This is a genomic window from Peribacillus frigoritolerans (assembly GCF_001636405.1).
GTDB classification, from domain to species: Bacteria; Bacillota; Bacilli; order Bacillales; family DSM-1321; genus Peribacillus; species Peribacillus frigoritolerans.
This window is the reverse complement of sequence record NZ_KV440950.1, coordinates 2,065,351-2,085,633: the sequence shown is the minus strand read 5'-3', so window position 1 is coordinate 2,085,633 and position 20,283 is coordinate 2,065,351. Positions and strand designations below refer to the sequence as shown.

The window sequence follows — 20,283 nt, the reverse complement described above, 5'->3', positions numbered from 1 at the left end:
ATACACTATTTTTTATTATATCAATAGAAAATGCAAGATTCAACAGAATAGTTACAAAAGAAGCATCATTGCAGGACAAAGCATAAAAAAAGGCTGCATCCCGGATTCGGATACAGCCTTTTGCAGGGCACAATCAACTTATTTCCTACTCAAATCATATCAATAAGGGCTTGAAAGGCACCTGATATGGTCTCTCCAAGCGTTTTTCCGATCGATGAGAAAAAGTTGAAAGCTTTCATTTCTTCAAGCTTTTCTTTTTTCGTCTCCAAATCATGACTCGTCACTTTTTCGCCAAGGATATCCGCTTCCATCTTCCCTTGGTCCGTTTGGTTAATGATGAATGCACTATTCAAAGAGGGATCTTCATACCCCTTCATTTTTTTCATCCCGTCGTTCGCTTGCTGCATCCCGATTAGAACACCTAAAAATAATACGAGCACAATCCCTGTACATTTCAACCAAAATCGAACCATGATAAGAGAACTCCTTTCAAATTACCTCGCTTCCGAATCCCCGGTCGGGTTATCCACTGCTTTGGCATCCCAGTAAAATTCACTGAAAACCTCGGTGAAGGCATCAACGGTCAAGTACATTTCCTCGAAAGTATTATCAACACCGCCAACTTCAATAAGCATGGCATTGCCTGATAAATCCTGATTATATATACCATTATGGCTAGATCCGCCCTGTTTCATAACCCCTCGGGAAATACCTGGGTATTTTTTCTCCAATGCTTTATGAAGCTTATTGGCAAGCGCGGCATTTTTTTCATAGTTCGGGTTATTCCCCCCAATCACGAAGGCGATCTTGGCATACTCTTTACCTCTGATTGTAATTGTCGTATGTTTCTTCCGCTTTGAATCGCGGTGGATATCAATCAGGTATTCTAAATCTTTGTTATTGGCCAATGCCGTCTGGACCGATTTCCGTGATTCTTGATAAGATTTGGCATAATTCAATCCTTTATTATTCAGATTTCCCATGATATCCGTTTTATCGAGCGAGGAGCCGATCCCCTTATCAGCCAAATCTTCAACCATCCGTTCCCCGAGTTTCGTAATATTGATTTTAGAATGGTAGGCTAGGTCGGGGTCGGTCACCCCTTTTAAATATGGAAGATATGACTCCCGGTTATGGCTATGGTATATCTCGACCACTTTCCGGCCATTGGTCGTTTGATTCGGCTGATTGGTCACTCCTTTATCCGGTTCTTTAATCTCATCCAGGTTTTGAAGGGATGCATCCCTTTCTTCATTCAGGACATCCACTGGCGGTGAAGATTCATACGGCATATTCGTATAATTCGTTCCTTCCCCAGCAACGAGGATCTCATTATCAAAAATCGAAAAGCCAGGAAGCTCCCTTCCCAGTAAACTTCGCGGGTCCTCAAGTGAAATGTTGGTCGAGACTTTTATCAATTGATTCGTGATGATCGATTCCTGCTTACCTTCCGGCAGGGCATTAAAAAGATAATGATTTTCGTTGGCCAGCATCGAAAACAGCATTTTTCCCGAGAATTGATTGGCTACAGTATGTACGGAGTTAGAAGATATCCGATACTCCGGTCTTAGGGAAGTCATGACCCCACTGACTGAAAAAACAAAAAGAAGCAAGGCGAGAATACCTAGAAAAGTTTTTATTATTGTTGATCCGTGAATGGCTGTTATGATTCCTGGGGAATTTCTTCTTTTCATCCTTCCACCCTCTCTATAGCTTGTCTATTAATACCTATGACTTTGCTAGAAAGGGTAGAACACCATTTTTGGGCACTGAAAGTGATTTAACGGGTGTAATAGCCGGCATTATCTTGATTTATTGAATGATGCAAGGCTGCATTTAAACCATTGGCTATCAAATTGGCCATATCCTCGATGAAAACATCGACTTCTTTTGGTGTAACCATCAAATTATGACCAAGTGGCGAAAGCACCTCATAAATCAATTTCCGCTTCTCTTCATCAGGGAGGACACCTATCATTCCCAAAAAGGTTTGGCGTTCCTTTTCACCTGGCATATCCTCTTCGGTCAGCTTTGTCCGCTTTCCAAAACTGAATCCAGCAGGTGCCAATGAACGTGATGGTCTGTCCCCTTCATTCATTTCCTTGCCAAAATGCTTTAAAATATAATCAATCGTATCGCTAGCAATCGATACGGCATCCACGACGGTAGGTATTCCAATTGCTATAACTGGAACTCCCAGTGTAGCCTGACTCAATTCTTTACGTTTATTTCCTACACCAGACCCTGGATGGATACCTGTATCCGTAATTTGAATCGTTGCATTCACACGATCGATCGAACGGGCAGCCAATGCATCAACGACGATCAGGAAATCAGGATTACTTTTTTCGATGACGCCTTTTATGATGTCACTCGTCTCGATTCCCGTAATCCCCATAACACCGGGGGAAATCGCACTGACCGGCCGATAGCCTTCCTTGACGGATTCAGGCTGCAATTCGAACAAATGTCTTGTGACCACAAGGTTCTCAACGACTGCAGGCCCCAAGGCATCGGGGGTAACATTCCAATTACCAAGACCGACAACCAAACAACTGCTTTCTTTTGTGATTTTATTCCGTTTCAAGAAGTAAGCCAGTTCGTTGGCGAACACCTTTTCCACCCGTTGCTGCGTTTCCGTGTCCTGCTGGCGGATTCCCTGGACCTCGATGGTCAAATAGCTGCCCTGTTTTTTTCCGATTTCTTTTTCCCCCTCAGCCGTGACCTCGACTAAGGATACCTTCAAATCATCCACATCTTTTTCCTTAATAATGACCCCTTCGATGCGGGAAACATCCACTTCCTCTACTACACCTTTATGTTCAAGGGCAATCTCCTTTGCTTCAATCGCCAAATCTGTTCGAATTCCGTATTCACTAAGGTCCAAATTATTTTCCATAACGGCCTCCTGATGTTTGAATTGTATCTAATCTAGTATTTTCAATAGTCTCTCTTAAACATTCTGTCGTTTTTGCTTTTTTATTATTCATTTTTTTGGTACAATGAATGATGACGAGATGAATTTTTTCCCGAAATTATAATTCCTTTTCGATTCTCAATCTGAAGTATTGCATATTTATGAGCAGTCTGATAGAATATCACTTGTGCTATTTGATATGGATTTGAAAAGTCGAGTTCATATAATCTCGATTTCTTTGTAGGAGGTGAACGGAATGCCAAACATTAAATCTGCTATTAAACGTGTAAAAATCAACGACAAAAAACGCGTTCATAACATTACTGTTAGATCAACTATGCGTACTACAGTGAAAAACGCTGAAGTTGCATTAGCTGGTGAAAACGTCGAAGCTGCTAAAGAAGCTCTTTTAACAGCTGCTGTGAAATTAGACAAAGCTGCATCTAAAGGATTAATCCATAAAAATGCGGCAGCCCGTAAAAAATCTCGTTTAGCGAAAAGACTTAACGCTCTTAACGCATAATGACAAAAAATTAAACGATCCAATCGGATCGTTTTTTTTGTGCCGTTTTTTGCATAAAAAAGGTGACAGGATATCTGCCACCTTTTTTATCATCTAATTTTTAAAAGCAGCAGCTCAAGCGTGATTGCCTTATCTGCTTGGCCGGTCTTCATTTTATAATCCGCCTCCGCTAAGTCGTTCATGATGCTCAACAACTCGCGTTCCTGGAATTTCCCCGTCTTTTCAAGTGCCAGCTTTACCCTGTAAGGGTGCACCTTCAGTTGACCCGCAATTTTTTGCTGGCTATAGCCCTGACGGGAAAGCTCCTTCACTTGATACATGAGCCTGACCTGACCTGCCATGACACTCAAGATCTTGATCGGCTCTTCATTCTGCCTGAGAAGATCGTGCAGTATCGTCATGGCACTCTCCATTTTTCTCTGTAACACATGATCAACAAGTGTGAAGATATTCTGTTCAAGGGATTTTGCGACCAGCTTTTCCACTACCTCGACTGTAATGTGCTTCTCAGCTTCCGTATAAAGCACCATTTTATCCAGTTCATTCGTCAGCATCATCAGATTCGTTCCTGCAAGTTCAAGTAAAAGCTCTGTAGCCTGCTCATCTATTCGGACTGAAGAAGCTTCGACCCTCTCCTTCACCCACCCCTTTAACTCATGATCACCAAGCTTCTTCGCTTCAACGAGAACCGCCTTACGCTTCAGTTCCTTGGTGATTTTTTTCCGTTCATCCAGTTTCTCATAAGGTGCGGTCAATACGACAATAGAATATGGAACCGGGTCAGCCAAATACGCTTCCAGTCTTTTCACATTATGCTCAACTCTTGACTTCGTTTTTTCAGCTGTCAAAAAAAATGGGTTTTGCATGAAGACAAGGCGCCTTTCCCCGATAAACGGGAGGGTTTCGACATCTTCAAGCGCAGTTTCAACAGGCGTCTCTTCTAAATCAAATTGAGAAAAGTTAAAATCCATCTCATCTTCGTGAAGGACATTCTCGATCAATAGCTGCTTCGTTTCATTAATTAGATAGGCTTCCGTCCCATATAACAAGTATACTGGCGCGAATTGCCCTTTTTTTATACTTTTCCAAACGTCTAATACCAATAGAATCCGCCTCTTTACTATGTATTCTTCTCTAATGGTATAGGTGGATGGACCATTTGACAAGCTATAAAGGGAACTAGCCCTTAAAAGGGCTAATTCCGGATCTATATGAACACTTTCAAGAAAGGCCCGGGTAATCTCCCTTGAAAGCGGGTAGAGTATTCATGTAGAACAAATGAGCTTTTCGTTTTCGCTTGCTTTGTTTGTACTTTTATTTTGACCTCAAATTCCCAAACTATTTGTGACAACTCTTGTCAGTAAAGGAAATGAAGGAATGAAGCCTGTAGATTTTTTTTTGGTAATGTTTTATACTATTAGCAGAAATAGGAGGGGTAAATAATGAACGAATTCGAAAAGAATGTTCAATCAAAGACAGATGACGTCGCTGATTCCGCTATAGGATTCATCGGTTCTTTTGTATTTTTCGCTGCCATGTTCACCATAGCTGTCGTCATTAAAGCTGTCGGATCCTGATTTCATTCATTACATGCACTTATTTTTCCTGATGGAGGCTGCTGCTGCAGTCTCTTTCTTTTTGATTTTCTATATACTATGGGAGAGTCTTCCGAAAGGTTCCACTGCTTTTGTAATACTTGTAAATAATAGAACCATCCTCATCCGTCCTGAACACTTTTATGCCATTCCCCTCCAGATTCCCAATTACGTCTTCATGAGGGTGCCCGTAGCGGTTATCTTTTCCAACTGAAATAAGCGCCGCTTTCGGCTGCAGCTGTTCAAGGAAGGGCGCGGAAGAAGACGTTTTACTGCCATGGTGACCGACTTTCAAGATATCCGCCTGCAACTGCGGAAATGTTCTCAAAAGTTCCCTCTCCCCTTCTTCTCCCATATCGCCGGTCAATAACCATGACACTCCCCCAAGCTCAGTGAATAGAACGATGGATGAATCGTTCTTATCTTCTTCTTGCTTAAATGGACTTAGCACAGCAAACCGCGCTCCGCCCGCCACCCATTGGTCCCCCCTTTTCAGGACGGTCATTTTCATTTTTTTCTCTCTCGCCACGGTTACAAGATCCATATCCCTGTATTGCTCTTCACTCCAGCCTCCAATGCTGATCTCCGCAACTTTAAAATTATCTATTAATTCTTTTGCACTTCCCATATGATCTGCATCAGGATGGGTTAAAATCAGTTTGTCCAATTGGTGAATTCCTTTACTTTTCAATAAAGGAATAATGATATCATCCGCCGAGTTGAACTTCTTTCGCTTTATCGCCCACGTTTCGATTGGAAATGTAATTTGCCCGCCCGTATCAATTAAATAATTACCGCGATTGAAAGGCAGGGAAATTAAAATGGAGTCACCTTGTCCTACGTCGATTATTTGCACTTCACCAAAGGGCGAGAACCTTTGTAAGTTATATTGCAAAAGTAAAAGGACGATTATCATTCCGCACCAGATTTTACTTTTTCCAAAGGATACTTCCCAAGTCAGGCATAACCCTATAAGGGAAATAACAAGTAGTAACATCATGAGGAAAGTCGGCTTTCCAAACGGTATGGATGCGAGCGGTAAATCCGATGCTGCATCTGCGGCTTTATTGCAGAGTACAAAGGTGAAATTCAATAATGATATGAGAGGTTGACCAAAGGAAGGCAGTAATAAATGAATGAGGAGGGAAATCAGTGAAAGTGGCAGTAATATGATGGAATAAAGCGGAACATACAATACGTTCAGAAACACGCCAAGTAAAGATACTTCAAAAAAGTGAAAAAGCACAATCGGAAGGGCTGCCAGTTGGCAGATGGAACTGAGGATGAATAGCTGCATCGATTTCTTCGGGTATTGCAAGAAGATGCTTGAAGACATGATAATGGAGAATGTGACCGCGAATGAAAGCTGAAAACCTATATCATAAAGCATATTAGGCCGAAAAAACAATAGCGCCAAATAAGTCGATCCAATTGCGGCACCCGCCGAAATCCGCTTTTTGAATAGCAGGAGTAGAAAGAAAAGCATAGCCATTGAACAGGACCTCACCACTGATGGACTGGCACCTGAAAGTAACATGTAAACCGGAAGGAAGAGTAAGATGGCCATCATCATTCTTTCCCGTGTAATCCCAACCCTGATGCCGATGTAAAATAACACCCCCGTTAAAAAACTGACATGAAGGCCGGAAATCGCCAGTAAATGAACCAACCCCAACCGCTGATAATTAGTAAGGTCCCCTTCATCTATATATCTCTGGTCACCGAATATGAGCGCTGTGACAAAACCGCTCGACTCTTCAGGAAAGTGTTCTCTAATATATGCAATCCCCTTCAGGCGCAAATTACGAATCGAAACCAGGATCGAGTTTCCACCTTCTTTGCATTCTTGAAATGAAATGGAATCCGCTTTGAATATCCAATGGATGCCTTGGCGGAAAAGATAACGCTGGTAATCGAAACTGTTTTCATTCCTGTTTTTCTCGGGAACTTGCAATGTCCCTTCAGCCGGACAAGATAAACCGATTCGAAGAAACTGACTCAGCTTTTCCTGTTCCAATTCGGTCGTGATTTTATAACGAAGCACTAGCCGTTCGCCTTTCTCACTGCCAATGAATCCTTTTAATGAATTTCCATCTATATTCGGTTGGTCGGTAAATGTGATGATGAATTGGCTTTCCGTTCCATGATAGGCAGTTTTGTTTCGGTGATCGGAGAAGGAGGCGGCCCCTAAAAATATCCCCATGATCACCAAATGAAAACTAAGGGCCTTCCCACTTAAGCCCACCGAAAAATAAATGAAACAGAGAAAAATAAGGATAATGATCAGCAGCCTTACATGTAAAAGAGAATGGGCCGTAACACCAAATGTGGCTGAAACGGCCAGTAAGATAAGATGTCTGGCCATGCCTGCCCCCCCCCCCGTCTATTTAATTTTCAAATATCTGATTGGCCTGCTTTTCCAGTTCCAATATATCTTCTTTTCCCAGACCGTTTTGTTCAAGTTGAGCTAGCAATGAGAATACAAAGTCCTTTTTTTGTTTTCCATTAACATCGATGGCCCCTTTTGCTTCAACCTTCTCGGTCTTGACACCCGCCTGTTTGAATAATTCGAGGGCATATGGATGATTTTTGTAATCCTCGGCATAATAAACGGCCTTTATGCCAGCTTGGATGAGTGATTTACAGCACTGAAGACACGGAAAATGCGTCACATATATTTCCGCATCATCAGTCGGCACCCCAAATTTCGCACATTGTAAAAGTGCATTCATTTCTGCATGTATCGTTCTGACACAATGATTATCGATTACATAACAGCCGTCATCAATACAATGCGTCCCTCCCGCAATGGACCCATTATATCCCCCGGCAATGATTCGGTTGTCCCTGACGATGGTCGCCCCTACAGTGAGGCGTGTACATGTGCTTCTTAAAGCTAATAAATGGCTTTGTGCCATGAAATATTGATCCCAACTAATTCTGTTCATGTTGTATCCCCTTACCCCTAGAATGATTTTCTTCAATTTTACCCTCTTCCTGTCCATTTGTGTAGCATTCATTTCACCGAAATGGAATCCCGTAACCTTTCAAACGTTTTATCTCCGATTCCCGTAACTTGCTTCAATTCATCGACCTCCTTGAATTTCCCTACCGTCTCCCTGTATTCCAGGATCGCATCCGCTTTGGATGGTCCAATTCCCGTCAAGGTTTGCAAATCTTCCTGTGTAGCAGTATTCAAGTTCACCAGTCCTCCTGACGTACCCTTAGTGACGGCATCACCAGACGTCCCGACTTGTATATTCTCCAAGTTCCCTTTGTCTTCTTCACCTATTTCCGGAACATAAATGACCATTTGATCTTCGATGATTTGGGCAAAATTCACTTTATCCGTGTCGGCCTTTTCCGTAAAACCGCCCGCAGACGAAATCAAATCAATCACCCGGTCACCTGCCTGTGCAGTAAATATGCCCGGGGACTTGACCGCTCCTTTAACGTCCACTTTAATGATCTCAGGTTCGGCAGCCGATTCATTTACACTTTGTTCCATTTCAGCTTCTTTTGCAGTAACGGAAAATATATCTTCCGTATCAGCCGGATCCTCCCCTTGTTGAGAAAAAAAGTAAATGCCCCCTGCCACAAATGCCACGGCAACGGTAATCCTCGTCATTTTCCTTTTTAAAATCCCTTCCATTTCTTTACCTCCTTATTGGATTTCGCACGATACATTGTCATAGGACAGATTAAAAATACATAGTGTTTTTAGGAGAATCAATCGCTTTAAGTGAGAGGAGTTGATCGGAATTGAAGAAAATCGGTGTTATCGGAACCGGAAATATGGGTACCATTTTAATCGAGGCATGGCTGGAGGCAAAAATATTGAATCCGGCAGATCTAATCATTACAAATCGCACACTTTCCAAAGCATTGGTGCTAAAAGAGAAACACCCGGGTATCAAGGTTGCGGAAAGCGCAGCCGAAATCGCCGAACAAGCGGACTTTATCTTTCTCTGTGTAAAACCATTGCAAATTAACAGCCTATTACAAGGCATCAAACAGCATATAAAAAGGGATCAGCTGGTTATTTCCATCACAAGCCCGCTTTCCGTCTCCCAGCTCGAATCGGCAGTGAATGCACCCTGTGCCCGTTTTATACCGAGCATAACGAACCGTGTGGGTTCAGGCGTATCGTTACTGAGTTTCAGCGAGAGCTGCAGTAAGGAGAAAGTGTCAGCTTTATTTGATTTGGCCTCCGCCATATCGGCACCGGTCATCATTGAAAATGATATCACCCGGGTAGCTTCCGATATTGTCAGCTGCGGCCCTGCCTTCTTCAGCTATTTAGCTCAAGCTTTCATTGACGCGGCTTGCCAAACGACGAAGATAGATAAAGAAACGGCTACGACTTTGACTGAGAATATGCTGGTTGGCTTAGGGGAATTGCTCGGTAAAGGGGTTTATACATTGCCGACCTTACAGGAAAAGGTTTGTGTAAAAGGTGGAATAACAGGTGAGGGGATCAAGGTTTTAGAAGCTGAAACCGGGGAAATGTTCCATCATCTTTTTCAAGCGACACATGAAAAGTTTGCAGAGGATCTTCACGAAGTTGAAAAACAGTTCGGCCATCCTTATTAATATTCGTAATCAAGATTTCAATTCCTTCTAAAAATAAAAAAAAGAAGAGGTCAGACCTCCAATCGTCCTTGTACGAACGGGGATCTTGACCTCTTTATCATTTACTGGCTACAAACAAGATTCTTTCGGTTTCCGTTACAAGCGGTGCTTCTTCAAGATCCGCCAGAATTTCAGAAACCGTGAAACCTGCTTGCTCCAGCCACTTTTTATATTGTTCAACCGGATAGGTCCGTTGATAATGCAACTCATCAAAACGGTCATAAAGACCGCTTTCATCATCCCTTACGAAAAAACTTAAATCATGTTCCACACTGTAAGGTTCTTCACCCGGGAAGCAATCCCATATATAGGATACTTCTTCACCATTGACAGCAAACGTATGATCACTAAAGATTTCTTCCATTTTATAAAGGGAATGGATATCAAACATGAATAATCCGCCATCCTTCAAATGCTCATGAACCCGGCTGAACGTCTTGACGATATCCTCTTGGTCGCGAAGGTAGTTCAGCGAATCACAAAAAATCGTGACACAATCAAATTGGCCAAGTCCTTCGAGTTCTGCCATATTCTGCTGGAAAAGCGGAATCGATAATCCAAGCTTAACCGCTTTTTCATTAGCAACAAGAAGCATTTCATCAGATAAATCCACGCCGGTGACTTCGAATCCGTGCTGCGCCAATTCAACGGTCATTTCCCCGGTTCCACACGCCAAATCCAGGACTTTCCTTCCACCAATTCCATACTGTTCCAGCTTCGCCGTAAGGATCATCAGCCATTTTTCATAAGGTGCGTCCTTCATCAATTCATCGTATACATAGGCAAAGCGTTCGTAAGTCATGAAGTCAGTTCACTCTCTAGATCTTCAAAAGGTGCATCTCCCCATAGACGTTCAAGGTTATAGTAGTTTCTTTCATCTTTATGGAAAATGTGGGCCACTACATCGCCAAGATCCACAAGCACCCATTTCGCCTCGTCAAAACCTTCAAGACGTTTTACATTGATTCCTGATTCATCAGCTTTGCTCTTCATTTCACGAGCTATTGCTTGTACTTGTTTTTCAGAATTACCGTGGCAGATCAAAAAGTAATCCGCTACAAGGGAAATACCTTGCATGTTCAATGCCACGATATCCTCCGCTCTTTTATCATCCGCCGCTTTTGCTGCAATTACAAGAAGTTCACGTTCAGTCATTACATCTTCTCCTTCAAATTCATGATCAAATCATTATATGTCTTAAATGTGTCAGGGTAAATTGCCTGATTTCTTTTCATTAAAAAAACAACTGTATTCCTTAAAGCCTGGATGACAGCACGATCCAAATTTTGCTTTGCTGTCTGCCTGACTTCGTCGACACCGGGAAAAGAACGTCCCGGCTCGATATAATCAGCAAGGTATACGACTTTATCCAAAAGGCTCATGCCAACCCTGCCAGACGTGTGATAGGCAATCGCATCCAAGATTTCAGCGTCCTGAATGCCTGCTTCCTTATTCACCAGATAAGCCCCGACAGGAGCGTGCCACAGCTCCATATTGTATTCAAGTAACGCCGGGTCCATTTTTTCAGCGATTATTATTTGCTCCATTTCTTCTTTAGGACGAAATTTTGCATAATCATGGAAAATGGCTGCAAGTTCCGCTTTTTTGACGTCGGCACCATACCGTTCAGCAAGTTCAATCGCTGACTCGACCACACCCAAGGTATGAATGTACCTGCGCTCAGTGATTTGTTCTTTAACCAGCGCCAATGCTTTCTCACGATTCATATAAACCATTCCCTTTAATATACTTCACCACTGGATCTGCTATTAAATACTTCACGGTTTTCCCTGTTCTTAACTTCCTTCGTATCATGGAAGACGAAATGAACATCTGTGGGACTTTCACCATCGTGATCGGGTATAAGGTATTCTCATTATATCCAGGGCGCTTCACCCCGACGAAATTGACCATATGCACCAGCTCGTCGATACGATGCCAATTCGGTAAGTACTCAATCATATCTGCGCCAATTATGAAATAGAACTCATTGGCTGGCTCAAGTTCTTTAAGCAATTTTATCGTGTCATACGTATAAGATGTGCCTTTTCTTTCTATTTCAATACCCTCAATATAAAAAGATGGGTTTCCGGCTATCGCGTTTTCCAACATGGCCAGCCTGTCCATATCGGTTACTTCCTCCGATTTTTCCTTATGTGGAGGAACGTGATTTGGCATGAACCTGATTTCATCTAGCTCAAGGGCATCCAGCACTTCATTGGCTATAATTAAATGCCCGATGTGCGGAGGATTGAATGTACCGCCAAGAATTCCAATTTTTTTCATAGATAGGTTCCTTAAGGTAATTTAAGTTGTTTGTTTTCTTTTGATTCTTTATATAGCACAATTGTGTTGCCGATAATCTGAATCAATTCAGCACGTGCACCTTTTGATAAAGTAAGCCCCACATCATTGCGGTCCTCTTCACAGTTTTGCAGGATGCTGACCTTGATCAATTCACGTACTTCAAGCGCCTCACCAATTTGCTTGATGAGATTATCATTGACTCCGCCTTTACCAACTTGAAAAATTGGATTGAGGTGATGGGCCTTTGATCGTAAAAATCTTTTTTGTTTTCCTGTTAACATGTGTTACCTCCTAGTTTGTTCAAGACAATATCTGTCATTCTTGCTGTATCCGGCATAATGCCTGTCCATATCTCAAAGGCAAGTGCGGCCTGGTTAATGAACATTCCCAGACCATTTTGCGTTTCCGCCCCTTTTTCCCCAGCTTCACGCAGCAGCTTGGTTTGCAGAGGGTTATAGATGATATCACTGACAATTGCACCGGTTTTAAGCTGGTCGACCTTTAACGGCGAATGATCCAGTTCAGGACTCATTCCTGAAGAAGTCGTTTGGATGATTAAATCATATTGTGATAAGCTTTCTTCCGCTTCGATAATCGAGAGTGCCTTCGATACTTTATCATAAGGGCAATCAGAAACAAGCTGGGCCGCTCTTTCCTTTGTCCGGTTTGCAATATCAACTTGCTTTACCCCTTCTTTCACGAGGGTAAAATAAATCGCACGCGCAGCACCGCCCGCTCCGATCACTAACGTTTTTTTAGCCTTGATGTCACCTGATATTTCATCGCATAAAGATTTAAAAAATCCTTTTCCGTCTGTATTATACCCTATAAACCGACCATTTTTGTTAACAACCGTATTTACAGCCCCGATTGCCAGGGCCAGTTCATCCACTTCATCAAGGAAAGGGATGATTGAAGTCTTATGAGGGATCGTGATGTTAAACCCTTCTATACCAAGGGCTTTCATGCCTTTCACGGCATCGTTCAAACCTTCTTTCGTCACATGAAAATGGTGATAAACCGCTTCTATATTTTCTTTTTCAAATGCATCATTATGAATGTCCGGTGACATAGAATGTGCAATTGGATCTCCCATTACCCCATATATCTTTTTCATAGACTAGACGACCCCTATATTTAGATTAATGATTTGCGAACGATCACATTGACGCCCTTTGGAACATGTGCAACGATTTTCGCCCCTGGCTCATTGACCGTCACCCAGCCAAGACCAGAAAACACAATATCCATTTTACCATCTTTCAAGGAAAATTCATGTGGAATCAGCTTCGGAAACTCCTCGATTTGTTCCGGCCGTGGGGGAGTCAGTAATTCCCCGGCATGGTTTTTATACAATTCATCGGCATTTTCCAGTTTCGTACGGTGAATATTCAATTCGTTCGAAAGGTAGCAAGTCAATGAACGCCTTCCGCCTGAGACATAGTCCAACCTGGCCAACCCTCCGAAAAATAGCGTCTGCCCTTCATTCAGTTGGTACACTCTCGGCTTGATTTCCTTTTTCGGCATAATCACCTTGAAGTCCCGTTTGTCCACATAGTGAGCCATTTGATGATGATTAATGATTCCAGGTGTATCGATCAATGCCTGTTCATCATCCAAAGGAATTTCAATCATATCCAAGGTAGTCCCAGGGAAGTGGGAAGTCGTGATGATATCACTTTCACCGCTCACTTCTTTTATAAGACGGTTGATGAAAGTCGATTTTCCTACATTCGTACAGCCCACCACATAGACATCTTTTCCTCTGCGATACCGCTCGATCGCATCCGCCGCTGCAAGTATGTGCTTTCCCTTTTCCGCACTGACAAGCAGGACATCGATCGGGTTAAGACCCAATTCCTTGGACGATTGCTTCATCCAATTGATCAACTTGTTCGGTTTTACCGATTTAGGCAATAAATCGACCTTATTTCCGATCAGAAGAACATCATTTCTTCCTACAAATCGATGAAGGCCAGGCAGCCAGCTTCCATTGAAATCAAAAATATCGACGATTTTGACGATCAAAGAGTCGGTTTCGCCTACTTTATTCAAGATTTTCAAGAAGTCATCGTCTGTTAAGGATACATCCTGAACTTCGTTATAATGTTTCAATTTAAAGCAGCGCTGACAAACGATGCTTTCTTTTTCCAGAGCCGATTTAGGGGCGAAGCCCAACTCCTTCGGATCTTCAGTCTGTACCTTCACACCGCAGCCGATGCACACTAATTCTTGATGATTGTTCAATTGTGATCCTCCCATTCTATCATTCCTTTTCGTTTAAAAAACGCCATGATCTTTCTTTCAAAATAACGATTGATCCTTGTTCTGAATTCGTCGGTTTGTGCGACAGGGACCACTAAGATCGTATGAAACCCGCCTCTGTTCCCTCCCAATACATCCGTCAATAACTGATCGCCGATTACCACCGTTTCTTCTAATTTCAACCCCATTGTCTTACGGGCTTTATGGAAAGCCCTTGCCATCGGTTTTCTGGCCTGGAAGATAAACGGAATGTGAAGCGGATCGGAAAAAGCCCGAACCCGATTTTCATTATTATTGGACACAATCGTCACTAAAATCCCATGATCCTGCATATTGTCGAACCATTTGATTAAATCGGGGGTGGCAGTCGGCCTGTCCCATTCAACGAGAGTATTATCCAAATCGGTAATGACGCCCTTGATCCCTCTTTTTTTCAATTCTTGAGGATCTATATTAAAAATGCTTTTAACATGTTCACTCGGCAAAAATAATTTAAGCATATTGGCACCTCTATATTTTCATTAAAATTTACCGTTTCCATCATATCGAATTTTCAGCCCACTTTCAAAAAAAATTAGGAAAGAATGGCTGACGGTAAAGAAACATCATAATGTATGTTTTCTGATATGGAAAGGCATTTTTCATTAAATAATGGGAAATTTGCAGGCAGACCAGAACCAAAGAACTAATTATTCATAAAAGATTTCGACAAAAATTTCATTTATTCAACCTGTGGATAACTTTACTAACATTTTCCATACTGATAGGCACCATTTCGTTCACTTTGCAAACAACTTAACCACAGGTTATCCACTTTCATCTGTGGATAACAGAACGATTGTTCTCCACGTTTATTTCTGATACAGTAGGGGTACATCAAGGAAGACTTATCAATATATGCAAGTAAACACCAAATTATTCCTCGCAATCCCTACTGGAGGTGAGCAGCCCTTAAGTGGCGTTCTGATGCAAAAACTATCTGATGACCTGTTGCTTGAATCCTATTTTAAAGCACAGAATTTAAAGTTGAGTACCGATTTCATCCGCCTCATAGAAACGGAAATTCATCGAAGGTCCCTAACACATAAAATCCGATCCATAATTTAATATGAAATACATAGGCTGACATCAAATGTCAGCCTCTTATTTTCATTTGAAGTTAGACCGCTCTCATGAATCCGATTGTTTCACCTACACGGACATCTGCGGGAATGGATATGTTTCCTTCAAGTTCAAAACTTCCTTTTTCAAAAAGAAGCACAACTGTGGACCCAAAGCTGAAATAAGAAAACTCCTGCCCTTTTTCCAATTCATCCGAATCATCAGTAATGACGATCGAATTTATGAACATGGCCCCGACTTTCACCATTGCCAGATTTCCCGCCTCATTTTGAAGTTCAGTTATTGTCCGGTAATTTTTTGATAAAGGCTCTTTTCCATATTTCATCCCCCATTTATTAACGGGGTATGATTTCCTTCCAAGCGTCCATCGTTTGACCACGGAACCCTTGATGGGCGCATGGATCCTATGGTAATGACTCGGGCTTAAGTATAACACGAGATATTTGCCGCCTAAGTACTTTTCCAATAAAAGCTCATCCCCGAGCATTTCCTCCATTGAATATACCTTTCCCTTAACGACGATCTTTTTATCAGCGTGTATCTCCCCTGAGTCCTCAAGTACACCGTCCACGGGACAAGCTACCGCAGACGGAGCTGCCGTAATTGGCCTCGCGTCAGCCTTTAACTGCCTTGTAAATAGCTCGTGCAAATTGGTATATGCTTTTAACTCCTTACCAAATTCCTGTGTATTAAGGTTGAATGTTTTTACATAAAGTAAAATTAGGGGCCTGCTCCAACGAGATTGGCTAAAGTGTTTTAATAAACCTGATGAATACTGACCATTCGTCAGTTCAATAAGAACGCGATACAAAGACTGAAACAAAATATAACCACTCCAAATTGTAAAATTGTAAAATTATTCTAAAATCCCCTTGCATAAATTGTGTTAAATAAAATATTATTATATAATAAATACTTATGTTTACTATATTTTGTTTTAATTTGTTTCATTTGAAAGGAGTGAAAAGATGTTTTTATTACACGCCCTAGATCAAACCATTAAAAAAGTGAAAGCACAAACAGCAAATATACTTACCTTAATTAATTTATCCCTTGGTGGATTTGCGATAATTGCCGTGATGCACGGTCAATTGAATTTAAGCTTGCTTTTAATCTTCCTGGCTGCCCTAGCGGATCGCTTTGACGGTATGGTTGCACGGAAATTCAACATTGAATCGGAATTGGGTAAGCAACTTGATTCCATGTGTGACATCATATCCTTTGGCGTCGCACCGGCTCTATTATTATACCAAGGAATATTGATAGAATTCGGAGCACCTGGCACACTCTTCACGGTTTTCTATATTGGCTGTGGCGCGTTTCGTCTCGCCCGCTTCAATATAAGTGAAAGCAATGGATATTTTACAGGAGTGCCCATTACGGTTGCTGGCTGCATCGCCACTTTAAGTTATTTAGCCATTCCGTATTTCCATCCAGTCTTTTTCTTATCCCTCATGATTATATTATCATTACTTATGGTCAGTCCATTTAAACTGAAGAAAGTTTAATAAGAAAGCGGATGTCCTAAACCGGACATCCGCTTTCTTTTGTTCCTATTCCAACCTAAACCCATCTTATGCTTTTCGGACTAATGGGTCGGTCAAACGCATGAATTCTTCTACATCCTCCATACAGGCATTGACCGCTTCCTCCCAAAAATCCCGGGTCTTTAAATCGACGCCTAAATGTTTCTCCGCCAAATCCTCGACCTTCATGGAACCGGTATCCTTTAATAGAGCGATATATTTTTCTTCGAATCCTTCAGGTTCTTTCAGGGCATTCGCGTATATGCCTAATGAGAATAAGTAACCGAATGTGTACGGAAAATTATAAAATGGTACACCTGTAATATAAAAATGAAGCTTTGAAGCCCAGAAAGTTGGATTATAATCACTTAAAGCATCGCCATAAGCTTCTTTTTGTGCATCGACCATCAGTTCATTCAACCGTTCGGCACTGACATATCCTTGCTTCCTCTCGTCATAAAACCTAGTTTCGAATAAGTAGCGGGCATGGATATTCATCAATAATGCCACGGAACGCTGAATTTTATCTTCTAAAAGCACCAGCTTTTCTTCCTCACTGGCTGCTTCCTTAACAGCTGCATCCGCTACGACCATTTCAGCAAAAGTGGAGGCGGTTTCCGCCACATTCATTGCATATGACCGATTCAATGGATGGATATCCCTCATCGCATAAGAATGGAATGCATGTCCCAATTCATGAGCCAATGTCGATACATTGGACGGTGTGCCCGAATACGTCATGAAAATTCTTGACTGCTTATTTAATGGAAAGCCGGTGCAAAAACCGCCTGGTCTCTTACCTGGTCTGTCCTCAGCTTCAATCCAGCTGTCTTCAAAAGCTTTTTGGGTGAAGTTCGCTAATTGAGAGCCGAATTTAGCGAATTGCTGGATGATGAAGTCTGCACCTTCTTGATAATCCATTACTTTGGATTCTGCCGTAACAGCCAGCGGTGCATCCAAATCCGCCCAACTTAATTTATCCAAATCCAGTAACTCCGCTTTCCTTTTTAAAAATCTCACAAGCGGCTCTTTATGATCGGCAATTACATTCCACATGCTTTCGAGGGTTTCTTTTTTCATCCTTCCTATTTCTAGAGGCTCTTTCAAAATATCATCCCAGCCCCTTTTTTCATTCACACTGAGACGGAAGCCAGCCAAGTGGTTCAAAGTCCGGGCAAACAGGTCACTTTTTTCCTCCCAAGCCTGTTCCCACGCAGTAAATAATTCTTTCCGGGTCCTTTCATCAGGATCAGAAAATTTATTCGCCGCTTGGCCTACAGAAAGCTTTTCACCCTTATAAGGGATGGTCATTGAACCGACGATCGTATCATACATTTGGCTCCAACCTTCGAAACCGTCCATGGCCAATTGGGTGATTAATGATTCTTCCTTCACGGAAAGCTTTTCCTTTGCCTTTTCCCGACGTTCATTCAATACGAATTTCAATTCATTCAATGGTTCTTTTTCGAGGATTTTCATGAAAAATGCATCATCAAGCTGTATCAACTTTTCATCCAGCTTGCTTAACACCATTTTTAGTGAAGCGACTATCTTCATTTGTTTGATCCGCAGCTGACCAGCCTTCTTATCCTGTGCATTTTGAGCTTCCAGACATCCAATGAAAGCACCTGACTGCGAAGATTTCATATTTGTATTTTTAAAAAGATCAAATGCCTGGATTAAACTGAATTCATCATTTCCTACCGGATTGATATTGCTTACAAGCCTGTCCAATTCTTTTACCTCTTCGTTGAATTCATCTAAAAAAATCAGGAACTCCTTAGAAGAGCTTCCCCCTTTAAAAAAGATATCCAAATCCCATGTCATAGAATATCCCATACTAAATTGCCCCCTTTTTATCACTAACCCCATTATAGAGGTTCATTCAATATTTTTCTAATTAAAAGGAATTTTCAGTATTTTTCAGAACGTTTTTCTATATCCCAGATTAAAAGCATGTTATGATGAATATAATCTTGGGAAAGGGGTGGTTGATTCATATGAAATTCTTTATTCACATGTCTGCCATCATCCTGCTCCTTTGGACATTGCCCATACAGTTCCACAATCATGCACAGCAGCTAACCATTGAAGAACATACCGATGTTCACCATTGGGATAAGGCCGACAAGAAACAGCCTTTCATGCCGTCCTTTAGTTCATGGCAGTCACTTATCGTAATACTCATTTTCGAATTTGCCATTTTGGGCTTTCTTTATTTTCACTCGAATCTTCGACGGCGATATCTCAGTCCCGTTTTTTATCAGGCGAATTACGTAGCCTCACGCTCTGACATTTTATAAAAATAAAATGGAGGAGTGATTCATATGTGGTTTCGACTAATTATGGTAGGGGTCTTTTCTTTAACCGCTTCACGTCTGTTCCTTTTTCAGGGAATCGAGATTTATCATGCATTTACAGATTTGATCAGAAATAAATATTAAAAAAAGAGTGCGGGGAATTTCCCCGCACTCTCTTTGGTTACCATTCCTATCCTTTAGCTTTCTTTTCCTTCTCTTTTTCTGCCCTGTAAAATTCATGGAACATCTTCATCAAAGCACGTTTTTCGATCCTTGATACATAACTGCGGGAAATGCCAAGCTCTTTAGCGATTTCCCTCTGGGTTTTCTCCTTTTTCAAATCCAGTCCAAACCTGCCTACAATGACTTCCTTTTCGCGTTCATCCAAAATATCAATATACTTTTTCACTTTTTCAATTTCCATATTGAGCTGAATCGTATCGATGACATCTTCCGATTCCGATTTCAGTACATCGATTAAACTGATCTCATTACCTTCTTTATCCTGACCGATCGGATCATGCAGGGAAATGTCTTTCTTTGTTTTCTTTGTCGCACGTAAATGCATCAAGATCTCATTCTCAATGCATCGCGCCGCATATGTGGCAAGCTTCGTACCCTTACCATCCGAATAACTCTCAATGGCCTTTATCAAACCAATAGTCCCAATTGAAATCAAATCCTCTGTATCTTCGCCAGTATTCTCGAATTTCTTGACGATATGGGCAACAAGCCTGAGATTATGTTCAATCAGGATGTTGCGAGCATCACCGTCCCCTTCACTCATAAGCTTCAGGTATCTCTTTTCATCCTGAGATGACAAGGGCTGGGGAAAAGCATTGTTTTTCACATAGGAAACAAATAAGTAAAATTCTTTGATAATATAACCGACAACTGTAAGTATTCCGGGCATTGGCTTCATCCCCCGTTTCTTTGGTTTCCCTATTCATACCTATGCAACGGTGGGCTTGTTCGTGTCTGTCCCACCAAAAGAAATCACGAAAGTGTTAAATGTTCAAACCAGCCTGGATGAATTCACAAACGAACGAAGGCAAATGTTCATATAATGATAGGGAATTTTTTAGGGAAAGGGGGG

Annotated in this window: 24 protein-coding genes; 6 read left to right on the top strand and 18 right to left on the bottom strand. The window is 41.7% G+C overall.

Features of this window, described 5'->3' with window-relative positions; genetic code table 11:
* Positions 1-149 precede the first annotated feature (149 nt).
* The 3 genes from A6755_RS10165 to gpr all read right to left on the bottom strand — a co-directional run bounded on the left by A6755_RS10165 (position 150) and on the right by gpr (position 2,899).
* Positions 150-473 carry a YqxA family protein gene (locus tag A6755_RS10165; RefSeq protein WP_063590594.1) on the bottom strand — a complete coding sequence of 108 codons (324 nt, stop codon included), beginning with the start codon at positions 471-473 and terminating at the stop codon, positions 150-152.
* A gap of 21 nt (positions 474-494) precedes the next feature.
* Positions 495-1,694 carry a stage II sporulation protein P gene (gene spoIIP / locus A6755_RS10160; RefSeq protein WP_034308549.1) on the bottom strand — a complete coding sequence of 400 codons (1,200 nt, stop codon included), beginning with the start codon at positions 1,692-1,694 and terminating at the stop codon, positions 495-497.
* 86 nt (positions 1,695-1,780) lie between these two features.
* Positions 1,781-2,899 (bottom strand): GPR endopeptidase, encoded by a 1,119-nt coding sequence (gene gpr / locus A6755_RS10155; RefSeq protein WP_063590593.1) that lies wholly within the window; start codon positions 2,897-2,899, stop codon positions 1,781-1,783.
* Positions 2,900-3,173: 274 nt separating this feature from the next.
* Between gpr and rpsT the strand changes: the two genes are divergently transcribed.
* A complete protein-coding gene (rpsT, locus tag A6755_RS10150) occupies positions 3,174-3,440 on the top strand; it encodes a 30S ribosomal protein S20 (protein ID WP_034308554.1) in 267 nt (88 codons plus the stop codon).
* 89 nt (positions 3,441-3,529) lie between these two features.
* On the opposite strand, the gene holA is transcribed toward rpsT, so the two are convergent.
* Complete coding sequence (gene holA, locus A6755_RS10145; protein WP_034308556.1) at positions 3,530-4,543, bottom strand: DNA polymerase III subunit delta; 1,014 nt, start codon at positions 4,541-4,543, stop codon at positions 3,530-3,532.
* Positions 4,544-4,882: 339 nt separating this feature from the next.
* On the opposite strand from holA, the gene A6755_RS25690 reads away from it, so the two are divergent.
* Entirely contained in the window at positions 4,883-5,017 is a 135-nt protein-coding gene (locus A6755_RS25690) for a YqzM family protein (RefSeq protein ID WP_034308559.1), read from the top strand.
* A gap of 76 nt (positions 5,018-5,093) precedes the next feature.
* Here the strand turns inward: A6755_RS25690 and A6755_RS10140 are convergent, their stop codons facing one another.
* The 3 genes from A6755_RS10140 to A6755_RS10130 all read right to left on the bottom strand — a co-directional run bounded on the left by A6755_RS10140 (position 5,094) and on the right by A6755_RS10130 (position 8,687).
* A complete protein-coding gene (locus A6755_RS10140) occupies positions 5,094-7,400 on the bottom strand; it encodes a DNA internalization-related competence protein ComEC/Rec2 (RefSeq protein ID WP_063590592.1) in 2,307 nt (768 codons plus the stop codon).
* A 22-nt stretch (positions 7,401-7,422) separates the two neighbouring features.
* A complete protein-coding gene (locus A6755_RS10135; protein ID WP_063590591.1) occupies positions 7,423-7,983 on the bottom strand; it encodes a ComE operon protein 2 in 561 nt (186 codons plus the stop codon).
* Positions 7,984-8,051: 68 nt separating this feature from the next.
* Positions 8,052-8,687 carry a helix-hairpin-helix domain-containing protein gene (locus A6755_RS10130; RefSeq protein ID WP_063590590.1) on the bottom strand — a complete coding sequence of 212 codons (636 nt, stop codon included), beginning with the start codon at positions 8,685-8,687 and terminating at the stop codon, positions 8,052-8,054.
* 110 nt (positions 8,688-8,797) lie between these two features.
* Between A6755_RS10130 and comER the strand changes: the two genes are divergently transcribed.
* Positions 8,798-9,628, top strand: coding sequence for a late competence protein ComER (gene comER, locus A6755_RS10125; RefSeq protein WP_095392851.1), 831 nt, complete (start codon positions 8,798-8,800; stop codon positions 9,626-9,628).
* Positions 9,629-9,725: 97 nt separating this feature from the next.
* On the opposite strand, the gene A6755_RS10120 is transcribed toward comER, so the two are convergent.
* The 8 genes from A6755_RS10120 to A6755_RS10085 are packed head-to-tail and all read right to left on the bottom strand — an operon-like array spanning position 9,726 to position 14,739.
* Positions 9,726-10,469: a class I SAM-dependent DNA methyltransferase gene (locus A6755_RS10120; RefSeq protein ID WP_063590589.1), complete on the bottom strand. Its 744-nt coding sequence runs from the start codon at positions 10,467-10,469 to the stop codon at positions 9,726-9,728.
* Entirely contained in the window at positions 10,466-10,822 is a 357-nt protein-coding gene (gene rsfS, locus A6755_RS10115) for a ribosome silencing factor (RefSeq protein WP_034308569.1), read from the bottom strand. Before rsfS ends, A6755_RS10120 begins: the two co-directional genes overlap by 4 nt.
* Positions 10,822-11,394 carry a bis(5'-nucleosyl)-tetraphosphatase (symmetrical) YqeK gene (gene yqeK, locus A6755_RS10110; protein WP_063590588.1) on the bottom strand — a complete coding sequence of 191 codons (573 nt, stop codon included), beginning with the start codon at positions 11,392-11,394 and terminating at the stop codon, positions 10,822-10,824. Before yqeK ends, rsfS begins: the two co-directional genes overlap by 1 nt.
* Positions 11,384-11,953 carry a nicotinate-nucleotide adenylyltransferase gene (locus A6755_RS10105; protein WP_034308571.1) on the bottom strand — a complete coding sequence of 190 codons (570 nt, stop codon included), beginning with the start codon at positions 11,951-11,953 and terminating at the stop codon, positions 11,384-11,386. Before A6755_RS10105 ends, yqeK begins: the two co-directional genes overlap by 11 nt.
* A gap of 11 nt (positions 11,954-11,964) precedes the next feature.
* Positions 11,965-12,255 (bottom strand): ribosome assembly RNA-binding protein YhbY, encoded by a 291-nt coding sequence (yhbY, locus tag A6755_RS10100; RefSeq protein ID WP_063590587.1) that lies wholly within the window; start codon positions 12,253-12,255, stop codon positions 11,965-11,967.
* Positions 12,249-13,091: a shikimate dehydrogenase gene (aroE, locus tag A6755_RS10095; RefSeq protein WP_063590586.1), complete on the bottom strand. Its 843-nt coding sequence runs from the start codon at positions 13,089-13,091 to the stop codon at positions 12,249-12,251. Before aroE ends, yhbY begins: the two co-directional genes overlap by 7 nt.
* 20 nt (positions 13,092-13,111) lie before the next feature.
* Positions 13,112-14,221: a ribosome biogenesis GTPase YqeH gene (yqeH, locus tag A6755_RS10090; protein ID WP_377307282.1), complete on the bottom strand. Its 1,110-nt coding sequence runs from the start codon at positions 14,219-14,221 to the stop codon at positions 13,112-13,114.
* Entirely contained in the window at positions 14,218-14,739 is a 522-nt protein-coding gene (locus A6755_RS10085) for a YqeG family HAD IIIA-type phosphatase (RefSeq protein WP_063590584.1), read from the bottom strand. Before A6755_RS10085 ends, yqeH begins: the two co-directional genes overlap by 4 nt.
* A gap of 466 nt (positions 14,740-15,205) precedes the next feature.
* Between A6755_RS10085 and A6755_RS10080 the strand changes: the two genes are divergently transcribed.
* Positions 15,206-15,346 (top strand): sporulation histidine kinase inhibitor Sda, encoded by a 141-nt coding sequence (locus tag A6755_RS10080; protein WP_063592506.1) that lies wholly within the window; start codon positions 15,206-15,208, stop codon positions 15,344-15,346.
* 52 nt (positions 15,347-15,398) lie between these two features.
* On the opposite strand, the gene A6755_RS10075 is transcribed toward A6755_RS10080, so the two are convergent.
* Positions 15,399-16,184 carry a phosphatidylserine decarboxylase gene (locus tag A6755_RS10075; protein ID WP_063590583.1) on the bottom strand — a complete coding sequence of 262 codons (786 nt, stop codon included), beginning with the start codon at positions 16,182-16,184 and terminating at the stop codon, positions 15,399-15,401.
* 145 nt (positions 16,185-16,329) lie between these two features.
* Between A6755_RS10075 and pssA the strand changes: the two genes are divergently transcribed.
* The gene (gene pssA, locus A6755_RS10070; RefSeq protein WP_034308587.1) at positions 16,330-16,869 is read left to right on the top strand and encodes a CDP-diacylglycerol--serine O-phosphatidyltransferase; all 540 of its coding nucleotides are present in this window, start codon (positions 16,330-16,332) and stop codon (positions 16,867-16,869) included.
* A gap of 66 nt (positions 16,870-16,935) precedes the next feature.
* Here pssA and A6755_RS10065 read toward each other — a convergent pair whose 3' ends face one another.
* Positions 16,936-18,726 (bottom strand): M3 family oligoendopeptidase, encoded by a 1,791-nt coding sequence (locus A6755_RS10065; RefSeq protein ID WP_063590582.1) that lies wholly within the window; start codon positions 18,724-18,726, stop codon positions 16,936-16,938.
* Positions 18,727-18,887: 161 nt separating this feature from the next.
* Between A6755_RS10065 and A6755_RS10060 the strand changes: the two genes are divergently transcribed.
* Positions 18,888-19,190 carry a hypothetical protein gene (locus A6755_RS10060; RefSeq protein ID WP_063590581.1) on the top strand — a complete coding sequence of 101 codons (303 nt, stop codon included), beginning with the start codon at positions 18,888-18,890 and terminating at the stop codon, positions 19,188-19,190.
* A gap of 187 nt (positions 19,191-19,377) precedes the next feature.
* On the opposite strand, the gene sigK is transcribed toward A6755_RS10060, so the two are convergent.
* Complete coding sequence (gene sigK / locus A6755_RS10055) at positions 19,378-20,100, bottom strand: RNA polymerase sporulation sigma factor SigK (RefSeq protein WP_048682796.1); 723 nt, start codon at positions 20,098-20,100, stop codon at positions 19,378-19,380.
* Positions 20,101-20,283 lie beyond the last annotated feature (183 nt).